Consider the following 22,633-nt stretch of genomic DNA (forward strand, 5'->3'; position numbering starts at 1 on the left):
CTGCCCGGCTACCAGGTGTGGGACGGCAGGGACTGCGCCAGGGTCGCGAAGAACCGCTGGTCGCGCCACGCGTCGAGGTCGCCGATCACGAACAGTCGGCGTTTGGCGCGGCTGACCGCGACATTGAGGAGGTTCGGCCGGGAGGCCGCCCAGGCCCGCGCGCCCGGGCGGCGCGGATCCGTGCCCAGGACCAGGATGACGACGTCCGCCTCCTTGCCCTGGGTCGTGTGCACCGTACCCACCCGCTCGGGCGGCATCAGGTCGCGGCAGGCCCGCTTCGCGCCCGCGACGACCTGGCGGAACGGGCTGATGACGAACACGTCCCGGGCCAGGTCCACTCCGCCCTCGTCGCGCAGCCGCTCCAGGACGCGGCGCAGCGCCCGGCCCTCCTCCGGGACCCAGTGCCCGTCCGTTTCGGTCGCCTCCGTCGAGACGACGTTCACCCAGCTGCTGGCGGGCCGGTAGACGTACGGCTTGCGGTCGCCCGCGGCCGTCCCCTGGACCATCAGGCCGTCGTAGGCGATGGCGTTGCTGATGGAGAACATCGGATCGTCGCACCGCCGGTGCACCCGCAGCGGCGAGCCGACCCACACCTCGTGGCCGCCGTCGGGCAGTTCCGCGGGCAGCAGGGTGCCGTAGCGGTTGGCCCGGTCGGCCAGCCGCTGCACCGACGTGCGCCCCGGCGCCCACTCCTCCGCCACCCCGAAGTCGTCGCGCAGCGCGCGCTGCGCCGTCCACGGCAGGACCGTGACCGGCTCCAGCTGGAGCGGGTCGCCGACGACGACCGTGCGCCGGGCCCGCCACATCCCGCCCACCGCCATCTGCGGGGTCGCCTGCCCGGCCTCGTCGACGAACAGCCAGCCCAGCGCCTCCGGTCCGAGCCGCCCGAAGACCCGGTCGAGCGAGGCGAAGGTCGTCGAAACGACCGGGACCAGCAGGAACAGGCTCTGCCAGGCCGCCCGCAGGTGCGCCTCGGGCACCGTCTTCGGCACCGCGCCGGTGACCGCGTCCATGGCGGCCATCAGATTGGCGTACATCGTGCGGGCGGTGCAGCGCAGGAACGCCCGGTGCAGGTGCAGCGCGGCGAGGAACAGCTCGGTACGGGCCGCGGTGATCTCCGGGTCCGACCAGGGGGCGGCGCGCTCGCGCACCTGGTCGTCGGTGAGCCAGGCCTCCTCCGGCACGAACCCCGCCCACCGGGCGCGGGCCGCGCCGAGGGTCCGCTCGACGCGCTCGACGTGGGCGCGCGCCGCGTCCGCCGCCTCCTGCCGGGCGCGCAGGCGCTCCGCCGCCGCTTCCACGGCCGCCCGTACGCCGTCGCGCCGCTCCTGCGCCGCTTCGCACGCCTGCCGTGCGGCGGCGACCGTCCGCGCGGCCTCCGCCTCGCCCGCGTGCCACTCGCGCGCGGCCCGCCCCAGCGTGAAGAGGCTGACGGTGAAGCCGGGACGGCGGGCCAGCTGCGCCCCGTGCGCCTGCTCGGCCTCCGCCAGGGACTGCCGTACGCGCGCCAGGGCGGCCTCGGCCGCCGGGAGTTCGCCCCGCGCACGGGCCACCGCGGTGGTGTCCTGGCCCACCGCGCCCTGCGCCCGGCGCAGCGCCTCGTAGACCGCGTCCCGGCCGGCGTGCGCCGCGGCGGCCGCCGCGCGCTCGTCGCGCAGCCGCTCGACCTCGGCGAGCGCGGCCTCGAAACGCTGCCTGCCCTCGCGCCACACGCCGGTCTGCGGGGTGTCGCGCCACTGCCGCAGGAGGTGGGAGAGACCGCTGCCGCTGTCGATCCAGGCATTGCGGGGGCGCGGGTGCGGGGGCCGTCCGGCCGCCGGGGGGACGGGCGGCGGGGGCGGCGGCGGGGCGCCGGTGTCGCTCTGGCGGTACTTGCCGTGCCAGAAGCGGTTGACGAACTCCAGGCGGTTGCGCTTGCTGCCCAGGCGCGCGGCGACCGCGCCCCAGGCGGGCTCGCCCTTCAGCAGACGGGTGGCCTGTTCGGCGAAGTGGTCGGCGTCGTCCCGCCACCGCTCGCCGAGCGCGGCGCGGGCGGGGATCTCGGTGGAGATGTTCTCCACCGCGCCGTTGTTGGCGGAGGCGACGACCATCTCGAAGCCGGTGAACTCCGGGCGCAGGGGGGTGACCGTACGGGTGTAGTCACCGCTCTTCCAGACGTACGGCGCCTGCTCGGCGAAGGCCTGCGAGGGCAGACGCAGGGCCGCCAGCAGCCGGGCGCGCTCGACGACGGCCGCGGCGAAGCAGTCGCGCAGCATGGTGGTCTTGCCGGTGCCCGGGGGCCCGTTGACGGCGAAGATCCCGGACCCGGCCCCGGGTGTCTCCCCGCCCGCGGCGGCCAGGTCGGCGTGGATGGCGTTGACGGCGAACTGCTGGCTCAGCGCGAGCGCGTGCCCGGGGTCGGCGGGCCACCGGCCCGCCGGTGTCCGCTCGGGAGTGACCCCGGCCAGCGCCGCCTCGGGGTACAGCCGCAGGTCCACACGGCGGGAGCGGTCGAAGGCGGAGCCGGGGGTGAGGTAGGAGGCCAGGCCCCGGCCGGGGTCCCGCGAGGCGAGGCCGCGGGCGACCCGGTCGAGGTCGGCGGCTATGAAACTGTTGAGGAAGTCCTGCTGTTCGGCCCCGGAGCCCGCCCCGTCGGCCGCGCCGCCGCCCGCCCGGTCCAGCCGTACGGGAACGCTGCGCACGCGCACCCCGGCGGGGGCCAGGGCCACGGAAACCCCCCAGGCGCGCGCCAGTTCGTCGGTGAAGGCGAGCAGGCCGCGGGCGCTCACGACCGCGGCGGCGAGGCCGGAGCCGTCGTCGTCCTCGCCATTGCCCTCATCAGGGTGGGTCTCGGCGTGCGCCTCGCCGAGTGCACCCGCCCGTGCGGTCCACGCTTCGGCCTCCTCGGCGAACCCGTCGAGCCAGCCGGGCCCGCCCGGCCCGGGGGTGACGGCGCGGCCGGTGGCCCAGGCACAAGTGGAGAAGACGGGGGAGTCCAGCAGCAGCCGTCCCTCGTCGGTCACGGTCAGCGCGAACAGCGCGCTCTCGCCGTCCATCCGGCCGTCGTGGTCCTCGTCGCTCTCCCCGAAGACGTCGAGCAGGGTGTCGCGCACCGCGCTGAGCGGATAGGTCCCGCCGTACACGACGTGCTGCCACCCGTACCCCGGCTCCACGGGCACGGACCGCAGCGCGTGCCCGGCCTCCCACGGCATGGGCCGGTCCGCCTCGGCCGCGTACACCCGCTCCCGGACGGACAGCCCGGGGACCTTCTGCGGACTGAACAGCTCGACCGCGCGCCAGTACCCCACGATCCCGCTCCGCCGACCGCGTTCGCCCCCCATACCGACCGCTCCCGTCTTTCGGTGGTCGCTGTGATCACTACACCGCACCTTACGGGGCCCGTGACGGCGGGTCAGGCGGTTGCGGATCGCGGGCACGGTGATCACCGTTTCCCCGTTCCGGCCGATGACACAGGCCGCCGGGCGCGGTTACCGTTGCGGCACTGCGCGGGGACGGCGGAGGGGGAGCGGCATGCTGGACGGAGCGATGGCAGCGCTGGCGGCGTCGGTGGGTTCGGCCGTCGTACAGGCCGCCGGGACGGACGCCTGGACGGCGTTCCGGGACCGGCTGGCCCGGCTGCTCGGCCGCGGCGACGGGCGCCGGGACGGGGAGCGGGCCGGGCAGGCGGAGACCGCCCAGCTAGCGCGCCTGGACCGGACCGCGGCCGAACTGGCGGCGGCCGGGGGAGACGGGGGCGGGTCGCGGGACACCGCCGCCGAGCAGCGGGCGCGGCACGTCGCGGCCTGGCGGACCCGGACCGAGGACCTGCTGGAGGAGCTGGAACCGGACGAGCGTGCCGTGCTCGCGGCGGAACTCCGCGCGCTCCTCGACGGGGCGGCGCAGGCGGTGCGTCCGGCCGCCGGGGGCGTCGCGCACAACGTGTTCCACGGCCCGGCGGCGGTCCAGTCGGGGGACCGCAACGTCCAGGTGAACCGGTTCGACTCCCGCCCGTGAGCGGGGGCGGCGAGGACGGGGACTCCGGCGGGGACGCCTTCCACGGTCCGGCCGGGGTCCAGCGCGGCAGCGGGAACCTCCAGGTCAACTTCCACGAGCACCGTACGGGCATCCTCTCGGCCTGCGCGGTCGCCCTGGTGTGCGCGGTCACCGTGATCGCCGTCCGCCTCGGCGGCGACCCGGGCGCCGGGTCCGCGGCGGCGCCGACCGGGACCCCGGACGTCCACACGGCACCGGCGCCCGCCCCGCGCCCGGACCCGACCGGCCCGGATCCGTCGGTGCTGACCGGGCGGCTGGTCAACCACGGCAGCGCGCTGTGCCTGCGGGATCCGGGCGCCGCGCAGGACCCCGTACCGGTGCAGGACACCTGCACCGGCGACGCCGACCGGAGCTGGACGCTGGCCACCCGCGACGGCGGCGCCACCCGCACCCTGCGCGATGGCCTCGGCGGCCGGTGCCTGACCGTGACGGGCTCCGAGAACTTCGCGCCCGTCCGCCTGCTCGCCTGCACCGCCCAGGGGGACGGACAGCGCTGGAAACTCCTGTGGGGCACCGGCGACCGCGCGGGCCTCTTCGCGCTGCGCGCGGACGGCAACGCCAAGTGCCTGATGGTGCAGGGGCGGGAGGCATCCCGCCCCGCGGCCCAGACGTCCTGCGGCGAGGAGTACGACGACCAGTGGTGGCACCTGGCGCCGTGACCGGGCCCCGCCCCCGGCAGGAGCCCGGACCCCTGGCATGCTTCCGTCATGATCTTCCGTACGGCCACGCGGCAGGACCTGCCCGCGATCATCGCGCTCCTGTCCGACGAGGACGCCGTGGTGGATCCGCGGACCGTCGAGGTCGACGCGGCGTACGAGCGGGCCTTCGCGGCCGTGGACGCCGACGGACGCAACGAGATGGTGGTCCTGGACGAGGGCGACGGCACGGTCGTCGGCTGTCTCCAGCTCACCTACATCCCCGGTCTGGGGCGCCACGGCCAGGAGCGCGCGCTCATCGAGGCGGTACGGGTACGGGCCGACCGGCGCGGCGCCGGTCTCGGCCGCTCCCTGCTCACCTGGGCCATCGACCGGGCACGCTCCCGCGGCTGCACCCTGGTGCAGCTCACCAGCAACAAGCGGCGCGCCGAGGCCCACCGCCTGTACGGATCGCTCGGCTTCGCCGCGAGCCACGACGGATTCAAACTGCCGCTGTGACCGTGACCGGGCCCCGCCCCCGGCGGGAGCCCGGGGGCGAAAAAATTCCGCCCGGCGATGTCGAGAACCCGCGGCCCGCTCCGTCCCCGTGGTGAAGGCGCCCACAATGGGTCGCACCAGCACCGAGGAGAACGCCATGGCCAAGTACCTGCTTCTCAAGCACTACCGCGGCGCCCCGGCCGCCGTCAACGACGTCCCCATGAACCAGTGGACCCCGCAGGAGATCACGGACCACGTGCGGTACATGCAGGACTTCGCGGCCCGGCTCGAAGGCACCGGAGAGTTCGTCGACGGCCAGGCGCTGGCCCCGGAGGGGACGTTCGTCCGGTACGACGGCGAGGGCCGCCCGCCGGTCACCGACGGCCCGTTCGCCGAGACCAAGGACCTGATCGCGGGCTGGATGGTGATCGACGTCGACAGCTACGACCGCGCCGTCGAGCTGGCCGGTGAACTCTCGGCCGCCCCCGGGGCGGGCGGCAAGCCGATCCACGAGTGGCTGGAGGTGCGCCCGTTCCTGGCCGCGCCGCCCACCATCACGGAGTGACGCCTCCCGTGACCCCTCCCGTGCCCTCTCCGATGCCCCCTCCAATGAACAACGAGGCGGCCCTGCTCCGGAGCCTCACACCGGGCGTGCTCGGGATCCTCGTCCGCCGCGGAGCCGATTTCGCGGCGGCCGAGGACGCCGTACAGGACGCGCTGGTCGAGGCCGTCCGGGTGTGGCCGGCCGACAGCCCGCGGGACCCGAAGGGCTGGCTGGTCACCGTCGCCTGGCGGCGGTTCCTCGACGCGACCCGGGCGGACACCGCCCGCCGCCGCCGCGAGGACCTCGTCGAGGTGCAGCCGGAGCCCGGTCCCGCACCCGAGCGGGACGACACGCTCCAGCTCTACTTCCTGTGCGCCCACCCCTCGCTGACGCCGTCGTCCGCGGTCGCGCTCACCCTGCGCGCCGTGGGCGGGCTCACCACCCGCCAGATCGCCCGGGCCTACCTGGTGCCCGAGGCGACCATGGCGCAGCGGATCAGCCGGGCCAAGCGCACCGTCTCCGGCGTCAGGCTCAACGAGCCCGGCGATGTCGCCACCGTGCTGCGCGTCCTCTACCTGGTCTTCAACGAGGGCTACTCCGGCGACCTCGATCTCGCCGCAGAGGCGATCCGGCTCACCCGGCAGCTCGCGGCCGTGATCGACCACCCCGAGGTGGCGGGGCTGCTCGCCCTCATGCTGCTCCACCACGCCCGGCGGGCCGGCCGCACCGCGGCCGACGGCAGCCTGGTGCCGCTCGCCGAGCAGGACCGCGGCCGGTGGGACAACGCGATGATCGCCGAGGGCGTCGGGATCCTCCAGGCGGCCCTCGCCCGCGACCGGCTGGGCGAATTCCAGGCCCAGGCCGCCATCGCGGCGCTGCACGCCGACGCGCGCAGCGCCGGGGAGACCGACTGGGTGCAGATCGTCGAGTGGTACGACGAGCTGGTGGGTCTGACCGACAGCCCGGTCGTCCGGCTCAACCGGGCGGTGGCCGTCGGCGAGGCCGACGGCCCGCGCGCCGGGCTGGCGGCGCTCGCCGCGCTGGACGACTCCGCCCGCCGGGGCCCGCTGCCCCGCCGCACCGCGGTGGCGGCGTACCTCCACGAGCGCGACGGCGACCTTGCGACGGCGGCCCGGCTGTACGCCGAAGCGGCCCTCCAGGCACCCAACCTCGCGGAACGCGACCACCTGACGCGCCAGGCCGCCCGCCTCAACGCCCGCCGTCCCCGCTGACAGGCCGAAAGGACACCCTCCCGTGCCCGATCCCCCGGTTCCACCCGCTGTCCCCGACGGTGACGCCGCCGCCGAGCGGGCCCTCGCACTCCTGCGCACGCTCGGAGCCGCGGACATCGCCCATCCCGGCGGCACGCTCCTCGTCCACCTCCAGCGCGTCCGGGAACAGCTCATCGCATGGGGCGCCCGCCCCGCCCTCCAGCTCGCGGGCCTGTGCCACGCCTTCTACGGCACCGACGGGTTTCCCACCGCCCTGCTGCCGCCGGACCGCCGCGCCGGACTCGCGGAGGTGATCGGCGCGGAGGCCGAAGCCATCGTCCACCTCTACGCGTCGTGCGACCGGCAGGCGACGTACCCGACGCTCGCCGAGAGCGACGGGCCCTTCCGCGACCGGTTCACCGGCCGCCTCCACATCCCGCAGCCGCGCCTGCGGCGGGACTTCGCCGAGCTGACCGCCGCCAACGAACTCGACCTCGCCCGGATCGACCCCGCCTTCCGCGAGGCATGGGGCGCCGGACTCCTCACCCTGTTCACCCGGCTCCGGCCGCTGCTGAGCCCACCCGCCTGGTCGGACTGCCGCACGCTGCTCGCACAGCACTAGTGCCGGGCGGGTCACTCCTCGGGAACGACGTTGCCGTCCTCGTCGAGGGCGAGGTGGATCCGGGTGGGCTCCTGGCTGTTGACGTCGGAGGGGCGGGGACCCTCGGGGCCGTCGGGTCCCCAGCGGAGCAGGCGCCGGGTGCGGGCGATCCGGTAGACGGTGCCCTGGAACTCCAGCCGGTTGACCCGCCCGGCCCGCAGGGCGTCGGCGGCGTCCGAGTAGACGGCCAGCTCCGCGCCCCGCGCACCCCGCGCGGCGCCTGCCTCGGCCTCGGCCCCGGCGGTCAGGGTACGGGCGTCCGCGCCCATGTCGGCGTCGGTGGAGATGAGCCCGCGCATCCGCGGCCACGCCCAGGTCAGGCTGAAGTCCAGTGACTTGCGGGCCTCATGGGCGGTGACGTGCGGACCGCTGACCGGCTCCCAGTTCCGCGCGCTCGTCTGCTCCACCACGGTGAACGTCGGGGGCAGCACCAGGATGTCCGGGTGGGTCTCCAGCGCCCGCCGCGAGTCGGCGAGCACGCCCTGGGGGAACCGCGCACCGGTGTAGCGCAGGCCGCGCAGGGCCAGCTGTTCGAGGGCCTGGGTCGGCGGGACGGGCTCGTCCGGGTCCAGGACCAAGGCGTCGTCGATCTCCGGCGCCCTGGCGCCGCGGACCCAGTCGGGGACCAGCGGCTCCGGATCGGTGGGCCGCGGCGGCTCGATGCCGTCCGCGCCCGAGCCCGCGTACTCCTCGGCGCGGACGACCCGGTACCGGGTCCCGGCCACATCGAGCTCGTCGACCCGCTCGCTCTCCAGCCGGGCGACCGCGGCCAGGAGCGCACGCCGCTCCGCCCGGTCCTTCGCCTCGTCCTTCGCGCGGAACCAGAGCTTCGAGTTCAGGCCGTCGCGCGCCACCTGGGGGCAGGGGTCCACGATGGCGACGACCACGTGCCACCGTGACGCGTCCCCGGGATACTGCGCCACCACCCCGAACAGCGGGCCGCGTACGACCACCTCGCCGACCCTGGCCACGGCGTCGACCGCGTCGGCCTCCATCGCGGCTTCCACCGGCTCCACGGGAACCCGCACCACGATCGGCCGTGCCCCGCCCCGTCCCACATCCCCATGGTCCATGCCCCCATCCTGGCGACCGGACCGCACCTCCGCTGCCGATTCGCGGATCCCTCCCCCGCACGGGTCCCGGGCGCGGGTCTGCCGACAGGACCAGCTGCCCTGCATCGCCTGTGACAGTTTTCCTTGTCGATCGGAGCTTCGGCAGTTAGGCTTGTCGTATGGATGATGTGACAGTGATCCCTACCCCCGACAAGGACGACGAGAGCTTCTGGAGCACCGTCATGACTCTGGTGGACCCCGCCTGGCGCGAGCCCACCGAGGACGACGTGTTCGCCATGGAGGACCAAGTGCTCGACGCGGTCCGGCCCCTGGCCGAACGGATCTCGACGCGCGCGCTGGCCTACCGCACCGCGGGCAAGCCCTTCGACCCCGCGCTCATCGCCGCGCCCGACGTACAACTCTCCTTGCTGCGCTCGCTGTACGAGGCCAAGCGGGCCGTCGACCGGCTGGCGGAGAGCGCCGCCACCGTCGCCGGCCGCAGCGGCGCCAGCTATGCCCAGCTGGGTGCGGCCTGGGGCGGCATCAAGCGCCAGTCCGCCCGCCTCAAGTGGCCCCACGCGGTGGCCAAGCGGGCCACCAGCGAGTCCATCCCGCTGCGGTACGCGGGCGGCGAGGCCGTCATCCACCACGACCCGGACGGCGACGCCTGGTGGTACACCGCCACCGGCGCCGACCGGCAGGACGAGGAGTCCGAGGCCGTCCACGCCACCTCCACCGAGGCCATCGCGCGGGCGACGGAGTTCCTCCTGACGCACGCCAAGCCCGCCCCGGGAGGGACCGGCAGCTGATCGACCGGTATCGGCCATGCCCGCCACCGGCCCCCCGGAGGCGGGGTGACACTGGAGCCCGTATGCCCGTACGCGCGTTGCCACGGGAGGGAGAGGGCGTGCCGGTGATCACGAGGGCAGGTGTGGGCGCGGGTGTCGGCGCGGGCGTTGCCCGCCGGGGAGTCGTGGTGTCCCGGGTGGGCAGCGGCGGCCGGTGGCGGGTGACCCGGCCGTGGCCGGCCCACCTGCGTCCGATCGTGCACAGCTATGCCGGTTACTGGGAGGCGGCGCTCTCGCCCTACCGGGTGCGGCTGGTGCCCACGGGCCGGGCCGTCGTGCTGATCAGCCTGGGGGAGCCGTTCGCCGGGATCCGCCGACTGGGGCACGCGGGCCCGTACAGCCAGGTGACCGGCTCGCTCGTCGCGGGTCTGGAGAGCGGCCCCCGGGTGTGTGACCACCCCGGCGGGCAGGAGGCGATCCGTCTGGAGCTCACCCCGCTCGGTGCGTTCCGGCTGTTCGCGCTGCCGATGAGCGAGCTGACCGACCGGGTCGTCGAACTCCGCGACGTCCTCGGCCCCGAGGCCGGCGTCCTGGTGGAACAGATGGCGGCCACCAGCGACTGGGCGGCCCGCTTCGACCTGCTGGACCTCGCGCTGTCGGTCCGGCTCGACCGCGGCCCGCGCCCCTCGCCCGAAGTGGCGCACGCCTGGCGGCTGTTGTCCCGCACCCACGGGACGATCCCGGTGTCCCGGATCGCGGCCGAAGTGGGCTGGAGCCAGGGCTACTTGACCCGCCGGTTCACCGAACAGACGGGCCTGACACCCAAGATGTCCGCCCGGGTGCTGCGCTTCGACCGGGCCGTGCGACTACTCACCCGCGAGGGGGCGAACCCCACCGCGGTCAGCGCCGCCTGCGGCTTCTACGACCAGGCCCACCTCAACCGCGAGTTCCGCGCCCTGGCCGGGACCACCCCCGGCCTGCTGGCCGCCGCCCGCGTGGCGGAGGGCGCCCTCACCCTGTGAGCGGGCGGCCGGAGGTCAGATTTTTCCAAGCCAGAGTGCCGGTCCGTCGATAGCGTCCCCGTGCACGGCCATTCAGCCATACAGACATCGAACCGAGCGACGGTGGAACCGGCTCGGAGGGGAGCAACCCGATGGAAAACCTGCTGCGCGTCCTCGTGTCCGGGGCCCTCACCGGCGGCCTGATCGCTCTGGTGGGGTCCCTCAGCCGCCGCAACCGCCGGCGCGGGGAGGGCGGGGACACGAACCAGCGCTGACCGGCCCGCGCCAGTCCCACTTCGTGACGCGGAGGTCGGACGTCCCCTTCGAAGGGGCACAAAGCCCTGGATCAATGCAGGGGTGACGGGCTATGTTGGGGGCATGACCACTTCCGTGTCCCGTCAGTGCTGGTGGCGTCCCGTATAGGGACGGCCACTGACAGGACACATTCCGAGGGCCGTCCATGGGACGGCCCTTTCGCATGTGCGGCGCGTGACGCGCGGTGTGCGGAGCCGGCCGGGTCCCTTGGGGAGAGCCCGTACCGAGATCCCGTACCGAGCGGCAGGAGCAGACCGTGACAGACACGACGACGCAGGCGACAGACGCGACACAGGCGACACCGGTGGGACCGGGCGAGGAGATCCGGCGGAACCCCGCAGGGTTCCGGGTGCTGACGGGAGACCGGCCGACGGGCCGGCTGCATCTGGGGCACTACTTCGGGACGCTCAAGGGCCGGGTGGAACTCCAGGACCTCGGGGTGGAAACCTTCGTGATCGTCGCCGACTACCAGGTCCTCACCGACCGGGACGTCGCCGAACGGCTCCAGGAACACGTCGAGGACCTGGTACTGGACTACCTCGCGGCCGGGATCGACCCGCGGCGCTCCACCATCTTCGCCCACAGCGCCGTCCCAGCCCTCAACCAGCTGATGCTGCCGTTCCTGTCGCTGGTCTCTGTCGCCGAACTCGGCCGCAACCCCACCGTGAAGGACGAGATCGCGCATTCGAGGCAAGCGGCGGTCAGCGGGCTGATGTTCACCTACCCCGTGCACCAGGCCGCCGACATCCTCTTCTGCAAGGCCAACCTGGTCCCCGTCGGCCGCGACCAGCTCCCGCACCTGGAACTGACCCGGACCGTGGCCCGGCGCTTCAACGACCGCTACGGCGCCGTGTTCCCCGAACCGGCGGCCCTGCTGTCGGCCGCACCCGTCCTGCTGGGAACCGACGGCACCAAGATGAGCAAGTCCCGCGGCAACGCCATCGCCCTGGCCGCGACCGCGGACGAGACCGCCCGGCTGATCAAGGGCGCCAGGACGGACGGGGAACGGCACATCACCTACAACCCCGACGGTCGGCCGGAGGTGTCCAGCCTCCTGCTCCTCGCGGCCCTGTGCCAGGACCGCGACCCGCGCGAGGTCGCCGAGGAGATCGGCGGCGGGGGAGCGGCCGCGCTGAAGCGCACCGTCACCGAGGCCGTCAACGAACACCTCGCACCGCTGCGGGCCCGCCGCATCGAGCTGGCCCGCGACCGCGCACACGTACGAGCCGTACTCCGGGCCGGGAACGAACGGGCCGGCGAACGGGCCGAAGCGACCCTGTCCGAGGTGCGGGCTGCGATGGGAATGGCCTACTGACGGCCCCCGCGGACCGGGCCGCCCCGCTTCCCGCACACCCCCGCGGGGCGGCCAAACACCCCGGGGCCCAAGATCACTGCATCGAGGTAAAAATCTTCGAGTTCGTCCAGGACGGTGCGCGCGTCCGGGTGATCCCCGCCGAACTCGGCGAACTGGCCCTGCTCAAGGGCTTCGACGACGTGGAGGTGCTGACCGCGCTCGCGCACCGGTGCGTCCAGCGCGACTTCCGGTCCGGCGAGGTGCTGGCCGAGCGCGGCGCCGCCGCGGAGCAGGTCCACCTGATCGCCCACGGCCGGGTGAGCCGGACCTCCGTCGGCAAGTACGGGGACGAGGTGGCCGTCGCGGTACTGGCCGACGGCGAACAGTTCGGTGAGGAAGCCCTGCTGAAGCCGAACTGCCCGGCACCTACGTCGACTACGAGCCCGAGCCGCGCGAGTACGAACTCTCCCTCGCGCAGACCGTGCTGCGGGTGCACACGAGGGTCGCGGACCTCTACAACGAGCCGATGAACCAGACCGAGGAGCAACTCCGGCTCACCATCGAGGCGCTGCGCGAGCGCCAGGAGCACGAGCTGATCAGCAACCGGGAGTTCGGTCTGCTCCACAACGCCTCCTTCAAGCAGCGGATCCAGACCCACTCCGGCCCGCCCACCCCGGACGACCTCGACGACCTGCTCTGCCGCCGCCGCGGCTCCAAGTTCTTCCTCGCCCACCCGCGGACGATCGCGGCGGTGGGACGGGAGTTCAACGCCCGCGGGCTCTACCCGGACCACGTCGATCTCGGCGGGCAGCAGGTTCCCGCCTGGCGCGGGGTGCCGATCCTGCCGTGCAGCAAGATCCCCATCACCAAGGAGAACACCAGCTCGATCCTCTGCATGCGCACCGGCGCGGACAACCAGGGCGTCATCGGACCGCGCCAAACGGGCCTGGCGGAGGAGTACGAGCCTGGGCTGTCGGTCCGCTTCATGGGCATCGACGAGCGGTCGATCATCTCCTACCTGGTCGCCACCTACTTCTCCGCCGCGATCCTGGTCCCCGACGCGCTCGGGGTGCTGGAGAACGTACAGATCGCGCGCAGGCACCACTAGCAGCGGCTGAACCCACCCACCCCACCGAGGAGTCACGGATGCCCGACCCCGGGCCTTCCCCCTTGCAGTCGAGCCTGCCCACCGCCGCGGCTCACTTCGGTGCCCACGTGCTCGCAGGCGCCCGCTTCCACTCCCTCGCCGTGGACGTCCCGGCACCCGCACCGGCGCCCGATGGAGCCGCCTCCGTCCTGGAACGGCTCCTGCGCGGCCCGAGCGGTGTGGGCACCTCGGGCCTGTACCTGACCCGGCGCCCGGAGCCCGTCCCGCCGGCGCCCCCGGCATCGGCGGTCGTCCCGGAACCGGCCGCGGGCCGTCCGATCCCCGGCCTCTACCACCACCCGGTGCCCGAGCCCGATCCGGTGCGCGTCGCGGAGGTCAGCCGCAGGATCAAGGACTGGGCGCTGGACGAGGTCGAGCTGTACCCGGACGACTGGGAGGACCAGTTCGACGGCTTCTCCGTCGGGCGCTACATGGTCGCCTGCCATCCGGACGCCCCCACGGTCGAGCACCTGATGATCGCCACCCGGCTGATGGTCGCCGAGAACGCGGTCGACGACTACTACTGCGAGGACCACGGCGGCTCGCCCATCGGCCTCGGCGGGCGGCTCCTGCTGGCCCACACGGCCCTCGACCCCCTCCACACCACGAAGGAGTACCAGCCGCAGTGGGCGGAGTCCCTGCAGTCGGACGCTCCGCGGCGCGCTTACCGCTCCGCGATGGAGTACCTCCTCGGCCAGTCCACGCCCTCCCAGGCCGACCGGTTCCGGCACGACATGGCCCGGTTGCACCTCGGTTACCTCGCGGAGGCGGCGTGGGCCCAGACGGACCACGTGCCCGAGGTGTGGGAGTACCTGGCGATGCGCCAGTTCAACAACTTCCGGCCCTGCCCCACCATCACCGACACGGTCGGCGGCTACGAACTGCCCGCGGACCTCCACGCGCAGCCCGCCATGCAGCGGGTCATCGCGCTCGCCGGGAACGCCACCACCATCGTCAACGACCTTTATTCGTACACCAAGGAACTCGCCAGTCCCGGACTGCACTTGAACCTGCCCGTGGTGATCGCCGACCGGGAGCACACCTCCGTGCGGGAGGGGTACCTGAAGGCGGTCGAGGTCCACAACGACCTCATGCACGAGTTCGAAGCCGAAGCCGCCGCCCTGGCCCTCGCCTGCCCGTTCCCAGCGTGCTGCGCTTCCTGCGCGGCGTCGCCGTGTGGGTCGACGGCAACCACTACTCGGCGACGTCGACCACGGCGCCCTCGGTGACACCGGGGACAGCGCGTACGAGAAGAGGCTGATCGCCGAACTGCACCGGCTGGAATCGGCGCAGGCCGAACTCCTCCTGGACCACCTCGGCACCATCGGGCGTGACGACACCCTGTCGGCGAAGCAGGCGGAGTTCGGCAACCAGCGCGCCCGCGAACTCGGCATCCAGGACCATGTCCGCGCCCGGGTCTGCAACATGCTCGGCACGCCCTTCGAAACCGGACGGGCCGCCGCCTCGTGGAACAACGAGTCGAGCATGTACGTCGATCTCCACGACCTCTTCGCCGAGCACTCCCGCATCCTTGAGGTCGGCGGCCGCTATGTGACCATCACCGGCTGCTGGAACCCGCGTTACGGCCAGCCCTCGAAGTGGGTCTCCCAGATCAACGCCCACTTCGAGTGCAACATCCACTCGCGCCGGGAGTACCTGCGGGCGATGGCCGACAACCGGCTGGTACCGCAGGCGGTCATCGACCTGACGCCCGAGACCCTGCCCTACTGGGAGCTGCGGGCCACGTCCTCCCTGGTCACCGGGATCGAGGAGGCGTTCATCAACTCGTACAAGGACGGCTCCTTCCAGTACGTGCTGATCGCGGCCGATCGCGTCTGACCGTGTCTGACGGTGGACGATCACGACGGCCGGCGCCATCGGGTGACGGGGCCGGCCGGGATGGTCGCTACGCTCTCGCCATGGCAAACGATCTCGGTTTCACGTGCACGGCTTGCGGAGACCACCACGCGGAACTTCCCCTGAGCTACTCGGCCCCGGCCCCCGATGCCTGGGACCCCGGCTTCGAGACCGATCCGGACAGCACGCTGTCCGCCGACCACTGCGTTATCAAGGGCCAGCACTTCTTCGTCAAGGGCCTGATCGAAATACCGGTGATCGGCAGCCGCGACGTGTTCTCGTGGGGCGTGTGGGTCTCGCTGAGCCGGGACAACTACTCCCGCGCGCTGGAGGTGTGGCACACCGAGGGCCGCGAGGCCGAGAAGCCGTACTTCGGCTGGCTCAGCACCGAACTCGCGCTGTACTCCGAGGGCACGATCGACCTGAAGACGAACGCCCACACCCGGCCGGTCGGCCACCGCCCCGCCATCGAGCTGGAGCCCACCGACCACCCGCTCGCCGTCGAGCAGCGCACCGGGATCACCCTCGACCGCGTGCGCGAGATCGCGACGGCCGTGCTGCACCCGGCCTGACCGTCGCGGACGGCTGCCGACGCTGCCGACGGCCGCGGAGGGCTAGGAGGTCCCGGCCGGGTGGGCGAGGCGGCCCAGCAGGTTGAGGGTGTCGTCGAGCGGGACCGGGCCGAAGAACCGCGCGTCGACCTCCTCGACGGCGGCGATCGCGCGCGGGGCCAGCTCGGCGCCCGGGCCCGTCACGTGCAGCCGCTTCGCCCGGGTGTCGGCCGGGTCGACCTCGCGGGCGATCAGGTTCTTCTGTTCCAGCGTGCGCAGCACCTGCGAGGTCATCTTCACGTCGGTGCCCGCCTGCCGGGCGAGGGCCTGCTGGTTGGGGCGCTCGCCCTGGCCGTTCATCCACCAGGTGCAGGCGAGCAGGACGAACTGGACGTGTGTCAGGCCCAGCGGGGCCAGGGCCGCCGCGATGCCGCGCTGCCAGCGCAGCGTGGCGTGCCAGAGCAGGAATCCGGGGCTCTCGCCGGGCTGCACCGGCCTCAGCCCCGGGCGGCCAGCGCGGTGAGCGCGGCCATCGTGTCGGGCCAGTCGGCGGTGATGCCGGGGCCGATCTGCGGGCCGACCTCGTCGGCGCCCGTACCGGTGATCTCCATCCTGTAGACGATACGGGTCCGGCCCTCGGGGAGCGGCGCGAGGGTGTGCGCGGTCCGCAGGACGAGTCCGCCGACGCGGGCCTCGTCGGTGAAGGACTCGCCGGGGACGAGATCGGTGACGCGCAGCTCCACGGGGCAGTCCCCGGGCGGCGTCATGGTGATGCCGGCGCCGACGGCGAAGGGGCCCTCGAAGTCGATCCGCTCTATCTCACCGTTCCAGGTTCCCCAGTTCGGTACGTCGGCCCAGAGCGCCCAGATCGCCGCGGCGGGGGCGTCGGTCTCCACGGTGTGCTCGTAGTCCCACATGGTGTCTCCTCGGTTGCTGTCCATCGGTGCCCACTGGTGCGCCGTCATTGCCTGTACGCAGACTATCTGCGCGCAGACTATCTGTCCAGGGGTGGCCGAACGGCCGATGCGGACCCGCGGGCGGCTCCGGCATCCTCGACGGATCACCCCGGCCCCCGTACCGCCCCCGCCCGCCCCGTGAAGGAGGCGCCATGCTGCACGCCCTCTACCTGCTCGGCATATCCGCCTTCGCGGCCTCCGGCGTCCTCGCCGCGCACCGCGCCAACATGGACCCCTTCGGCGGCTTCGTACTCGCCTTCGCCGCCAGCATCTCGGGCGGCACCCTACGCGACCTGATCCTCGACCGGCACCCCCTCTACTGGACCCACGACTGGGTGCTCCTGGTCCTCATCGCCTCGGTCGCCGTGGCCACCATGCTCTACCTGCGGCGGTGGGAACTGCCGCAGCGCACGCTGATGGTGGTCGACGCCGTCGGCCTCGCCGTGGTCACGGTCATCGGGGCGCGCGCCGCCATCGACGCCCATGTCACCCCCGTCGCCGTGCTGATCCTCGCCGTCCTGACCGGGGTCACCGGCGAGGTGGTGCGCGACGTGCTGTGCGGGGAGTTCCCGCCGCTGCTGCTGCGCGAGGAGGTCTACGCGACGGCCGCCCTCGCCGGAGCCGGCTGCTACCTCCTGCTGCACTGGACCGGGGCCCCGTCCACCGTGGCGACCGTGGTCTCGGCAGGCCTGGTCTTCGCCCTGCGGATGGCCGCCGTCTTCGGTGACCTCCACCTGCCCCGGCTCCAGCGCGCCGACGCCTGACCCGCCCGGACCCGCCGCCCGGACCGGGTGGCGGTGACCTCGCCCGCCGCACGGCGTTAGACCCCTGTAGCGCTGCCACCGAGCGAGGGAGAACGCATGCACGCGGCCACCGGCCCGATCGCCCCACCGTCCCGCCGTACGGTCTTGCGCGCGGTCTTCACGGCCGCGGTGACCGCCGTCACCGCGGCCGCGCTGACGCCCGTACTGTGGGCCCGGCGTCCCGTGCAGACGCTGACCCCGGCCCCGCTCACGGAGGAGACGTACCGCGGCCGGCACATCGCCGTCGGCCCGGCCGGGGTCCACATCGACGGGCGGCCCCTGCACGTGATGCGGCGCGCCGACGGCAGCTACCTCAGCGGGGTCAACCACTTCGAGTCCTTCGCGACGCCCCTCGAACTGGCCCGCGCGGCCGTGGACGAGCTGGGTACCGCCCGGCTGGCGCTCGCGGCGGGCGCCCCGCACCACGGCTGACCCTGCCGCATAGGGACAAGCCGCATCGGGACCACGGGAAAGGGGAGGAAAGCCGCGTGTACACCCGGCAGAACCAGAAGAACCTCACCAGCGCGCAGAAGAAGCGGTTCACGGCCGCCGTGCTGGAGCTCAAGCGCAACGGCACCTACGACGGGTTCGTGCGGACCCACGACAAGTACTTCGTGCCGGACCGGGACCGCAAACTGCGGGTCGGTCACATGTCACCGTCGTTCTTCCCGTGGCACCGGCGCTACCTGCTGGAGTTCGAGAAGCAGCTGCGGGCCCTGGATCCCGGGGTCTCCATCCCGTACTGGGACTGGACCACCGACGCCAGCCCCGTCTCCTCGCTCTGGGCGGAGGACTTCCTCGGCGGCACCGGCCGGGACGGCGACCACCAGGTGATGACCGGCCCCTTCGCCTACGCGCGGGGCAACTGGACGGTCTCCGTCGGCGTCACCGAGTCCCGCTTCCTCACCCGCAACCTCGGCCGCCCGCAGAACCCCATCGGCCTGCCCACCGCGGCCGAGCTGATGACGGCGCTCGACGACCCGGTCTACGACACCGACCCCTGGGACTCCACCGCCCGGGCGGGCGGCTTCCGCAACAAGCTGGAGGGCTGGGCCGCGCCCAAGAGCGAGCGCTGGCGCAACCACAACAAGGTCCACCAGTGGGTCGGCGGCCACATGACGGGCGGCACGGCCCCCAACGACCCGGTGTTCTGGCTGCACCACGCCTTCATCGACCTGGTCTGGGACCGCTGGCAGCAACGCCACCCGGCGTCCGGCTACCTGCCCGCGACCCCGCCGCCGGAGTACGACCTCCAGCACGGCCGGGTGATCGCCCTGGACGAGCCGATGCCGCCCTGGGGGATCCCGCCGCGCGAGATGCTGGGGCACACCGGCCTCTACCGTTACGAGACCTGACGGCCACAGCACTCGGCAGACGCAGACGCAAGGAAGGGCCCCCGCCGGTCGGCGGGGGCCCTCCTCACAGCACATCGGTCATGCGGTGGGCAGCGGTCAGCCGCCGTAGCCACCCTCGGTGTGGTGGCCGCCACCCGACGCGTTGACGCAGGTGGTGCCGAACGCCGGGTTCAGCAGGGCGATCACGTTGACGGTGTTGCCGCAGACGTTGACCGGAACGTGAACCGGAACCTGGAGCAGGTTGCCCGAGAGGACACCGGGGGAGCCGACCGCCGCACCGTGCGCATTGGCATCGGCCGCTGCCAGACCGGCGCCGGCGGCCAGGGCGCTACCGGCGGCAGCGGTGACGACGAGTGCCTTCGCGATACGCGACATCAAGATCTCCTAGTGAGAAATGGGGCGCCGCAGAATCTGCGGCATTTGACATGGCGTACAACGCGAAGACCGCCCCGGAGTCACGGCCGGTGCGGCCACCTGGTGGGGTCCGCACTACCCGGACAGCCGTACGGAGGCGAAATAGACGGTTACGGGCGCGCTCGTCCCGGGCAGGACATAGGCCGCCGGCTCGCCCTTGCAGCCCGGCTCCCGGTACAGCGCGACCCGCATCCCGGTCTTGTTGACCACGCCCCGGGACCCGCCGCCCACCGCCGCGTGGCACCCCGCGTGCGCCGGTACCGCGTGGGGCTTGTCGTCCTGGCCGATGTACTGGAACTCCTTCCCGGCGGCCTGCGCCGTGCCCGCGGCTCCCGCCGCCGCGGCGGCGGCTCCGGCCAGCAGCAGCACTGGCCCGATGGCCGCCCGGATGGTGTGGTGGATGCTCATGGAGGTCTCGCCCCTCGGGGAACGTGTGGAACGTGTGGAAACGGCCGGTGCGGGTGCACCCGTCCGGGGTCCAACCCGCCCGGACCCGCCCCGGGTCACGCCTTGTCACCCGTAGGTGGCTGTGCGACGGTGCGCCCAGGAGCGGATACAGGAGGACGCGATGAGCGCAGCGGGAGCCCGCCCCAGGGCGATGACCAGGCACGGCGTGGTCGAAGGGCGGGCCGAGGGCGGCCTCTCGGTCTTCCGGGGCATCCCCTACGCCGCTCCGCCCGTCGGAGCCCTGCGGTTCGCCGCGCCGCGGCCCCCGGGCGCCTGGGACGGCGTACGGGACGCGGGGACGTACGGACCGACCGCGCCCAAGGTCCCCTACCCGCAGCGGTTCGCGGCGCTGCTCGCGGATCCCGAGGTCCCCGGTGACGACTGCCTGAACCTCAACGTCTGGACGCCCGGAGCCTCGGCGGCCGAGCGGCTGCCCGTCATGGTGTGGCTGCACGGCGGCGCCCTGACCCGCGGGTCCGGCGCCGTGCCCGTCTACGACGGCTCCGCCTTCGCCCGTGACGGCGTGGTCCTGGTCACGGCCAACTACCGGCTCGGCGTTCTCGGCTACGGGCTCTTCCCCGACGCCCCCGCCAACCGGGGCCTGCTGGACCAGATCGCCGCCCTGGAATGGGTGCGGGACAACATCGCGGAGTTCGGCGGCGACCCGGACCGGGTCACGGTCTTCGGCGAATCGGCCGGGGCCATCAGCATCGGGGCCCTGCTCGCCGCGCCCCGCGCCGCCGGGCTCTTCGCGCAGGCCGTCCTGCAGAGCGGCGCCCCCGAGGTCTACCCCCGCGACCGGGTCCGCCCGATGGTCCGCCGGATGGCCTCCCTGCTCAAGGTGCCCGCCACCGCGGCGGCCTTCGCCGCCGTGGAACCCGAGGCGCTGCTCGCCGCCCAGGCCGCCGTACTGCGCCGCTCCAGCCCGCTGCTCGGCGGCCCCGCCTTCTTCCTGGTCCCCGACCCGGACACGCTGCCCGAGCACCCCCTCGACGCGGTCGCCGACGGAGGGGCGGCGCGGGAGATACCCCTCCTCGTGGGCTGGACCGCGCAGGAACACCGGCTGTGGCTGGCCCCCAGCGGCGCGATGCGGCTCTTCGACCAGCTGGGCCCGCTCGCCGTGGCGCTGGCCCGGCACCGCAGCGGCAAGGACCGGCTTGCCGTGCGGGAACTGCGGGAGACGCTGCCCGGGGTGAGTCCGGCGGACCTGGTGGGCCGGCTCCTCACCGACCAGCTGCTGCGCGATCCGCTGCGGCGCCTGGCCGGGGCCCGCCGGGCGGCGCCCAGCTACCTCTACGAGTTCGCCTGGCCGTCCGGCCTGCCCGGGCTCGGCGCCTGCCACGCGCTGGAGCTGGGCTTCGTCTTCGACACCCTCGGCGTGGCGGAGACCGCGTGGCTGGCCGGACCCGACGCGCCGCAGGCGCTCGCCGACGAGATGCACGCGGCCTGGGTGCGCTTCGCGGTCACCGGCAGCCCGGGCTGGGACCCCTGGGACGGCAGCGGCCCGCCGAAGGTGTTCGGCGGGCCGGAGCACGAGAGCGCGGGTGGAGCGGATGGAGCGGACGGAATGGGTGAAGCGGGTGGAGCGGGCGAAGCCCGGGCGCGGCGGGAAGCCGCTACTCCACTGGTCCTTCCATGACCTTGCTGATGTACTGGATCGGGCCCTCGCCCATGTTCGGCACATAGGTCTTGGCGTTGTGCTGGCCGCCCGGGATGACCCGCAGGCTCGTGTGGATCGGGCCCTTGGTGTAGGTGGCGATGAACTTCTGCACATCCGGCAGGGTCTTCTTGTTGCTCTCGTTGTCACCCACCTGGAAGGCCAGGTAGACGTCCGGGCCCTTCTTGGCGATGAGTTCCTTGGCCAGGAGCTCCGGGTTGTTCGCGGCCTTCTCCTGCTCGTGCCCCTTCCAGAGCAGCGAGTCCGGCACGATGTCCGGGCCGGAGGCGATCACGGCCTTGAACTTCTCGGGGTACTTCAGGACCGCCTTCAGGCCGGCGAAACCGCCGGTGGAGGAGCCCATGAACGCCCAGCCGTCGCGCGACTTGATGGTGCGGAAGTTCTCCCGCATCAGGTCCGGGACGTCGTCGGTCAGCCAGGTGCCCATCTTGGGCTGACCCGGAATGTCGGATCCGTCCCAGTAGGTCCCGTTGTCATCGGGCGCCGGGTTCAGCACGGGCATGGCGAGGATGAAGGGCTTGCCCTTGCCCTCCGCGGACCACTTGCTGATGCTCTTCTGGAGGCCGAGGTCGGTGCCCATCCAGTAGTTGTTCGGGTATCCGGCGCCACCGGGCAGGGCGATCATCACCGGGAAGCCGCTCTTGGCGTACTTCGGGTCGAAGTACTCCTTCGGGGCCCAGACCCAGACCTTGCCCTTGAAGCCGGACTTCTTGCCCGTGATGGTGGTGACGGCCACGTGCGTGCCGTCGTCCAGGGTCATCGAGTTCGCGAAGTCGGCCTTGGGGCCCGTCGGCATCAGGGCCTTGGCGTTGGCCGCCTGCTGGGTGCCGCCCGCCTGGCCGTCGCCGCCCTCGGGCTTCCCGAAGGACACCGCGCTGCCCTTGTCCGTGAACGGGGGTATCTCGAAGTACGTCATCACGCCCGCCGCGATGCCCGCCACCGCGAGCACCGAGCCGCCGGCGATGACCCAGCGCTTGACCCGCGACGGACGGCGCCGCTCGCCCCCGTCCTCCGGGGCCACGTGCCCGCAGGTCGGGCACAGTTCACCGGGGGCCACGCTCTGGTGGCGGTCCTGGCGCTGGCCCTGCTGGCCCTGCTGCTGGCCCGGGTACGGGCTCTGCTGGCCCAGGTTCCCGTACTGGTCCTGGCGCGGGTACTGCTGGCGCGGCAACGGCTGGGTCTGCTGCGACTGCTGCTGCTGGTAGGGCCCGTCGGGTCGCTGCCCCTCGGGCGGGTACGGCTGGTACGGCTGGTACTGCCCGTCGGGCGAATACGACATGTGCGGGGCTCTCCGGCTGATGCGGCCCCGCTCGGGGCGGGGGAGGTCTTCTTCCGTTCGAAGGATGAACGACAGAGGCCCCAGGTTCCTAATTTTTCACTTTCTTGATCTCGCC

General features: G+C 73.2%; 23 protein-coding genes and 2 pseudogenes. 18 read left to right on the forward strand and 7 right to left on the reverse strand.

All coding sequences use genetic code 11. From position 1 onward, the window contains the following. Positions 1-8: 8 nt before the first annotated feature. Positions 9-3,287, reverse strand: a complete 3,279-nt coding sequence (locus tag OHS33_RS32130) for a DEAD/DEAH box helicase (protein ID WP_330333925.1) — start codon at positions 3,285-3,287, stop codon at positions 9-11. A gap of 223 nt (positions 3,288-3,510) precedes the next feature. Between OHS33_RS32130 and OHS33_RS32135 the strand changes: the two genes are divergently transcribed. The 6 genes from OHS33_RS32135 (at position 3,511) to OHS33_RS32160 (ending at position 7,542) form a co-directional block, all read left to right on the forward strand. Continuing rightward, positions 3,511-3,993 (forward strand): hypothetical protein, encoded by a 483-nt coding sequence (locus OHS33_RS32135; RefSeq protein ID WP_330333926.1) that lies wholly within the window; start codon positions 3,511-3,513, stop codon positions 3,991-3,993. Beyond that, positions 3,990-4,691 carry an RICIN domain-containing protein gene (locus OHS33_RS32140; RefSeq protein WP_330333927.1) on the forward strand — a complete coding sequence of 234 codons (702 nt, stop codon included), beginning with the start codon at positions 3,990-3,992 and terminating at the stop codon, positions 4,689-4,691. Before OHS33_RS32135 ends, OHS33_RS32140 begins: the two co-directional genes overlap by 4 nt. Before the next feature lie 48 nt (positions 4,692-4,739). Continuing rightward, positions 4,740-5,186 carry a GNAT family N-acetyltransferase gene (locus tag OHS33_RS32145; protein ID WP_330333928.1) on the forward strand — a complete coding sequence of 149 codons (447 nt, stop codon included), beginning with the start codon at positions 4,740-4,742 and terminating at the stop codon, positions 5,184-5,186. A 136-nt stretch (positions 5,187-5,322) separates the two neighbouring features. Beyond that, positions 5,323-5,730, forward strand: a complete 408-nt coding sequence (locus OHS33_RS32150; RefSeq protein WP_330335288.1) for a YciI family protein — start codon at positions 5,323-5,325, stop codon at positions 5,728-5,730. A 44-nt stretch (positions 5,731-5,774) separates the two neighbouring features. Further along, entirely contained in the window at positions 5,775-6,941 is a 1,167-nt protein-coding gene (locus OHS33_RS32155; protein ID WP_330333929.1) for an RNA polymerase sigma factor, read from the forward strand. Positions 6,942-6,963: 22 nt separating this feature from the next. Beyond that, positions 6,964-7,542 (forward strand): DUF6817 domain-containing protein, encoded by a 579-nt coding sequence (locus tag OHS33_RS32160; protein ID WP_330333930.1) that lies wholly within the window; start codon positions 6,964-6,966, stop codon positions 7,540-7,542. Positions 7,543-7,553: 11 nt separating this feature from the next. On the opposite strand, the gene OHS33_RS32165 is transcribed toward OHS33_RS32160, so the two are convergent. Continuing rightward, positions 7,554-8,654 (reverse strand): DUF5954 family protein, encoded by a 1,101-nt coding sequence (locus OHS33_RS32165; protein ID WP_330333931.1) that lies wholly within the window; start codon positions 8,652-8,654, stop codon positions 7,554-7,556. Positions 8,655-8,812: 158 nt separating this feature from the next. Between OHS33_RS32165 and OHS33_RS32170 the strand changes: the two genes are divergently transcribed. The 8 genes and pseudogenes from OHS33_RS32170 (at position 8,813) to OHS33_RS32205 (ending at position 15,607) form a co-directional block, all read left to right on the forward strand. After that, positions 8,813-9,442 carry a hypothetical protein gene (locus tag OHS33_RS32170; RefSeq protein ID WP_330333932.1) on the forward strand — a complete coding sequence of 210 codons (630 nt, stop codon included), beginning with the start codon at positions 8,813-8,815 and terminating at the stop codon, positions 9,440-9,442. A 104-nt stretch (positions 9,443-9,546) separates the two neighbouring features. Next, positions 9,547-10,443, forward strand: a complete 897-nt coding sequence (locus tag OHS33_RS32175) for a helix-turn-helix domain-containing protein (RefSeq protein ID WP_330333933.1) — start codon at positions 9,547-9,549, stop codon at positions 10,441-10,443. Positions 10,444-10,574: 131 nt separating this feature from the next. Next, positions 10,575-10,697 carry a hypothetical protein gene (locus tag OHS33_RS32180; RefSeq protein WP_330333934.1) on the forward strand — a complete coding sequence of 41 codons (123 nt, stop codon included), beginning with the start codon at positions 10,575-10,577 and terminating at the stop codon, positions 10,695-10,697. A 344-nt stretch (positions 10,698-11,041) separates the two neighbouring features. After that, on the forward strand, positions 11,042-12,052 hold the full coding sequence (gene trpS / locus OHS33_RS32185; protein WP_330335289.1) for a tryptophan--tRNA ligase: 1,011 nt from the start codon (positions 11,042-11,044) through the stop codon (positions 12,050-12,052). A gap of 98 nt (positions 12,053-12,150) precedes the next feature. Then, positions 12,151-13,139, forward strand: a pseudogene (locus tag OHS33_RS32190) (family 2B encapsulin nanocompartment shell protein); the annotation flags it as partial. Positions 13,140-13,177: 38 nt separating this feature from the next. Beyond that, positions 13,178-14,439 (forward strand): annotated as a pseudogene (locus tag OHS33_RS32195) (family 2 encapsulin nanocompartment cargo protein terpene cyclase). Beyond that, positions 14,355-15,017, forward strand: a complete 663-nt coding sequence (locus tag OHS33_RS32200; RefSeq protein WP_330333935.1) for an SAM-dependent methyltransferase — start codon at positions 14,355-14,357, stop codon at positions 15,015-15,017. The pseudogene OHS33_RS32195 and the gene OHS33_RS32200 overlap by 85 nt, the downstream one beginning before the upstream one ends. A gap of 80 nt (positions 15,018-15,097) precedes the next feature. Then, positions 15,098-15,607, forward strand: a complete 510-nt coding sequence (locus OHS33_RS32205; RefSeq protein ID WP_330333936.1) for a DUF2199 domain-containing protein — start codon at positions 15,098-15,100, stop codon at positions 15,605-15,607. A 42-nt stretch (positions 15,608-15,649) separates the two neighbouring features. Here OHS33_RS32205 and OHS33_RS32210 read toward each other — a convergent pair whose 3' ends face one another. Both OHS33_RS32210 and OHS33_RS32215 read right to left on the reverse strand, forming a co-directional pair. Beyond that, positions 15,650-16,078: a MarR family winged helix-turn-helix transcriptional regulator gene (locus OHS33_RS32210; protein ID WP_330333937.1), complete on the reverse strand. Its 429-nt coding sequence runs from the start codon at positions 16,076-16,078 to the stop codon at positions 15,650-15,652. A 5-nt stretch (positions 16,079-16,083) separates the two neighbouring features. Continuing rightward, entirely contained in the window at positions 16,084-16,503 is a 420-nt protein-coding gene (locus OHS33_RS32215; protein ID WP_330333938.1) for an SRPBCC family protein, read from the reverse strand. A gap of 191 nt (positions 16,504-16,694) precedes the next feature. Between OHS33_RS32215 and OHS33_RS32220 the strand changes: the two genes are divergently transcribed. The 3 genes from OHS33_RS32220 to OHS33_RS32230 all read left to right on the forward strand — a co-directional run bounded on the left by OHS33_RS32220 (position 16,695) and on the right by OHS33_RS32230 (position 18,700). Further along, complete coding sequence (locus tag OHS33_RS32220; RefSeq protein ID WP_330333939.1) at positions 16,695-17,306, forward strand: trimeric intracellular cation channel family protein; 612 nt, start codon at positions 16,695-16,697, stop codon at positions 17,304-17,306. Positions 17,307-17,402: 96 nt separating this feature from the next. Further along, positions 17,403-17,777 carry a tyrosinase family oxidase copper chaperone gene (locus OHS33_RS32225; RefSeq protein WP_330333940.1) on the forward strand — a complete coding sequence of 125 codons (375 nt, stop codon included), beginning with the start codon at positions 17,403-17,405 and terminating at the stop codon, positions 17,775-17,777. Between the two features lie 56 nt (positions 17,778-17,833). Then, entirely contained in the window at positions 17,834-18,700 is an 867-nt protein-coding gene (locus OHS33_RS32230; protein WP_330333941.1) for a tyrosinase family protein, read from the forward strand. 96 nt (positions 18,701-18,796) lie between these two features. On the opposite strand, the gene OHS33_RS32235 is transcribed toward OHS33_RS32230, so the two are convergent. Together OHS33_RS32235 and OHS33_RS32240 are read right to left on the reverse strand one after the other, a co-directional pair. Next, the gene (locus tag OHS33_RS32235; RefSeq protein ID WP_330333942.1) at positions 18,797-19,075 is read right to left on the reverse strand and encodes a chaplin; all 279 of its coding nucleotides are present in this window, start codon (positions 19,073-19,075) and stop codon (positions 18,797-18,799) included. A gap of 114 nt (positions 19,076-19,189) precedes the next feature. After that, positions 19,190-19,522, reverse strand: a complete 333-nt coding sequence (locus OHS33_RS32240) for a hypothetical protein (RefSeq protein WP_330333943.1) — start codon at positions 19,520-19,522, stop codon at positions 19,190-19,192. Positions 19,523-19,682: 160 nt separating this feature from the next. On the opposite strand from OHS33_RS32240, the gene OHS33_RS32245 reads away from it, so the two are divergent. Next, a complete protein-coding gene (locus OHS33_RS32245; RefSeq protein WP_330333944.1) occupies positions 19,683-21,200 on the forward strand; it encodes a carboxylesterase/lipase family protein in 1,518 nt (505 codons plus the stop codon). On the opposite strand, the gene OHS33_RS32250 is transcribed toward OHS33_RS32245, so the two are convergent. Next, entirely contained in the window at positions 21,178-22,518 is a 1,341-nt protein-coding gene (locus OHS33_RS32250) for an alpha/beta hydrolase (RefSeq protein WP_443065377.1), read from the reverse strand. The two genes, OHS33_RS32245 and OHS33_RS32250, sit on opposite strands and share 23 nt — an antisense overlap. Positions 22,519-22,633 lie beyond the last annotated feature (115 nt).

Origin of the sequence: Streptomyces sp. NBC_00536 (assembly GCF_036346295.1) — a bacterium.
Taxonomy (GTDB): domain Bacteria; phylum Actinomycetota; class Actinomycetes; order Streptomycetales; family Streptomycetaceae; genus Streptomyces.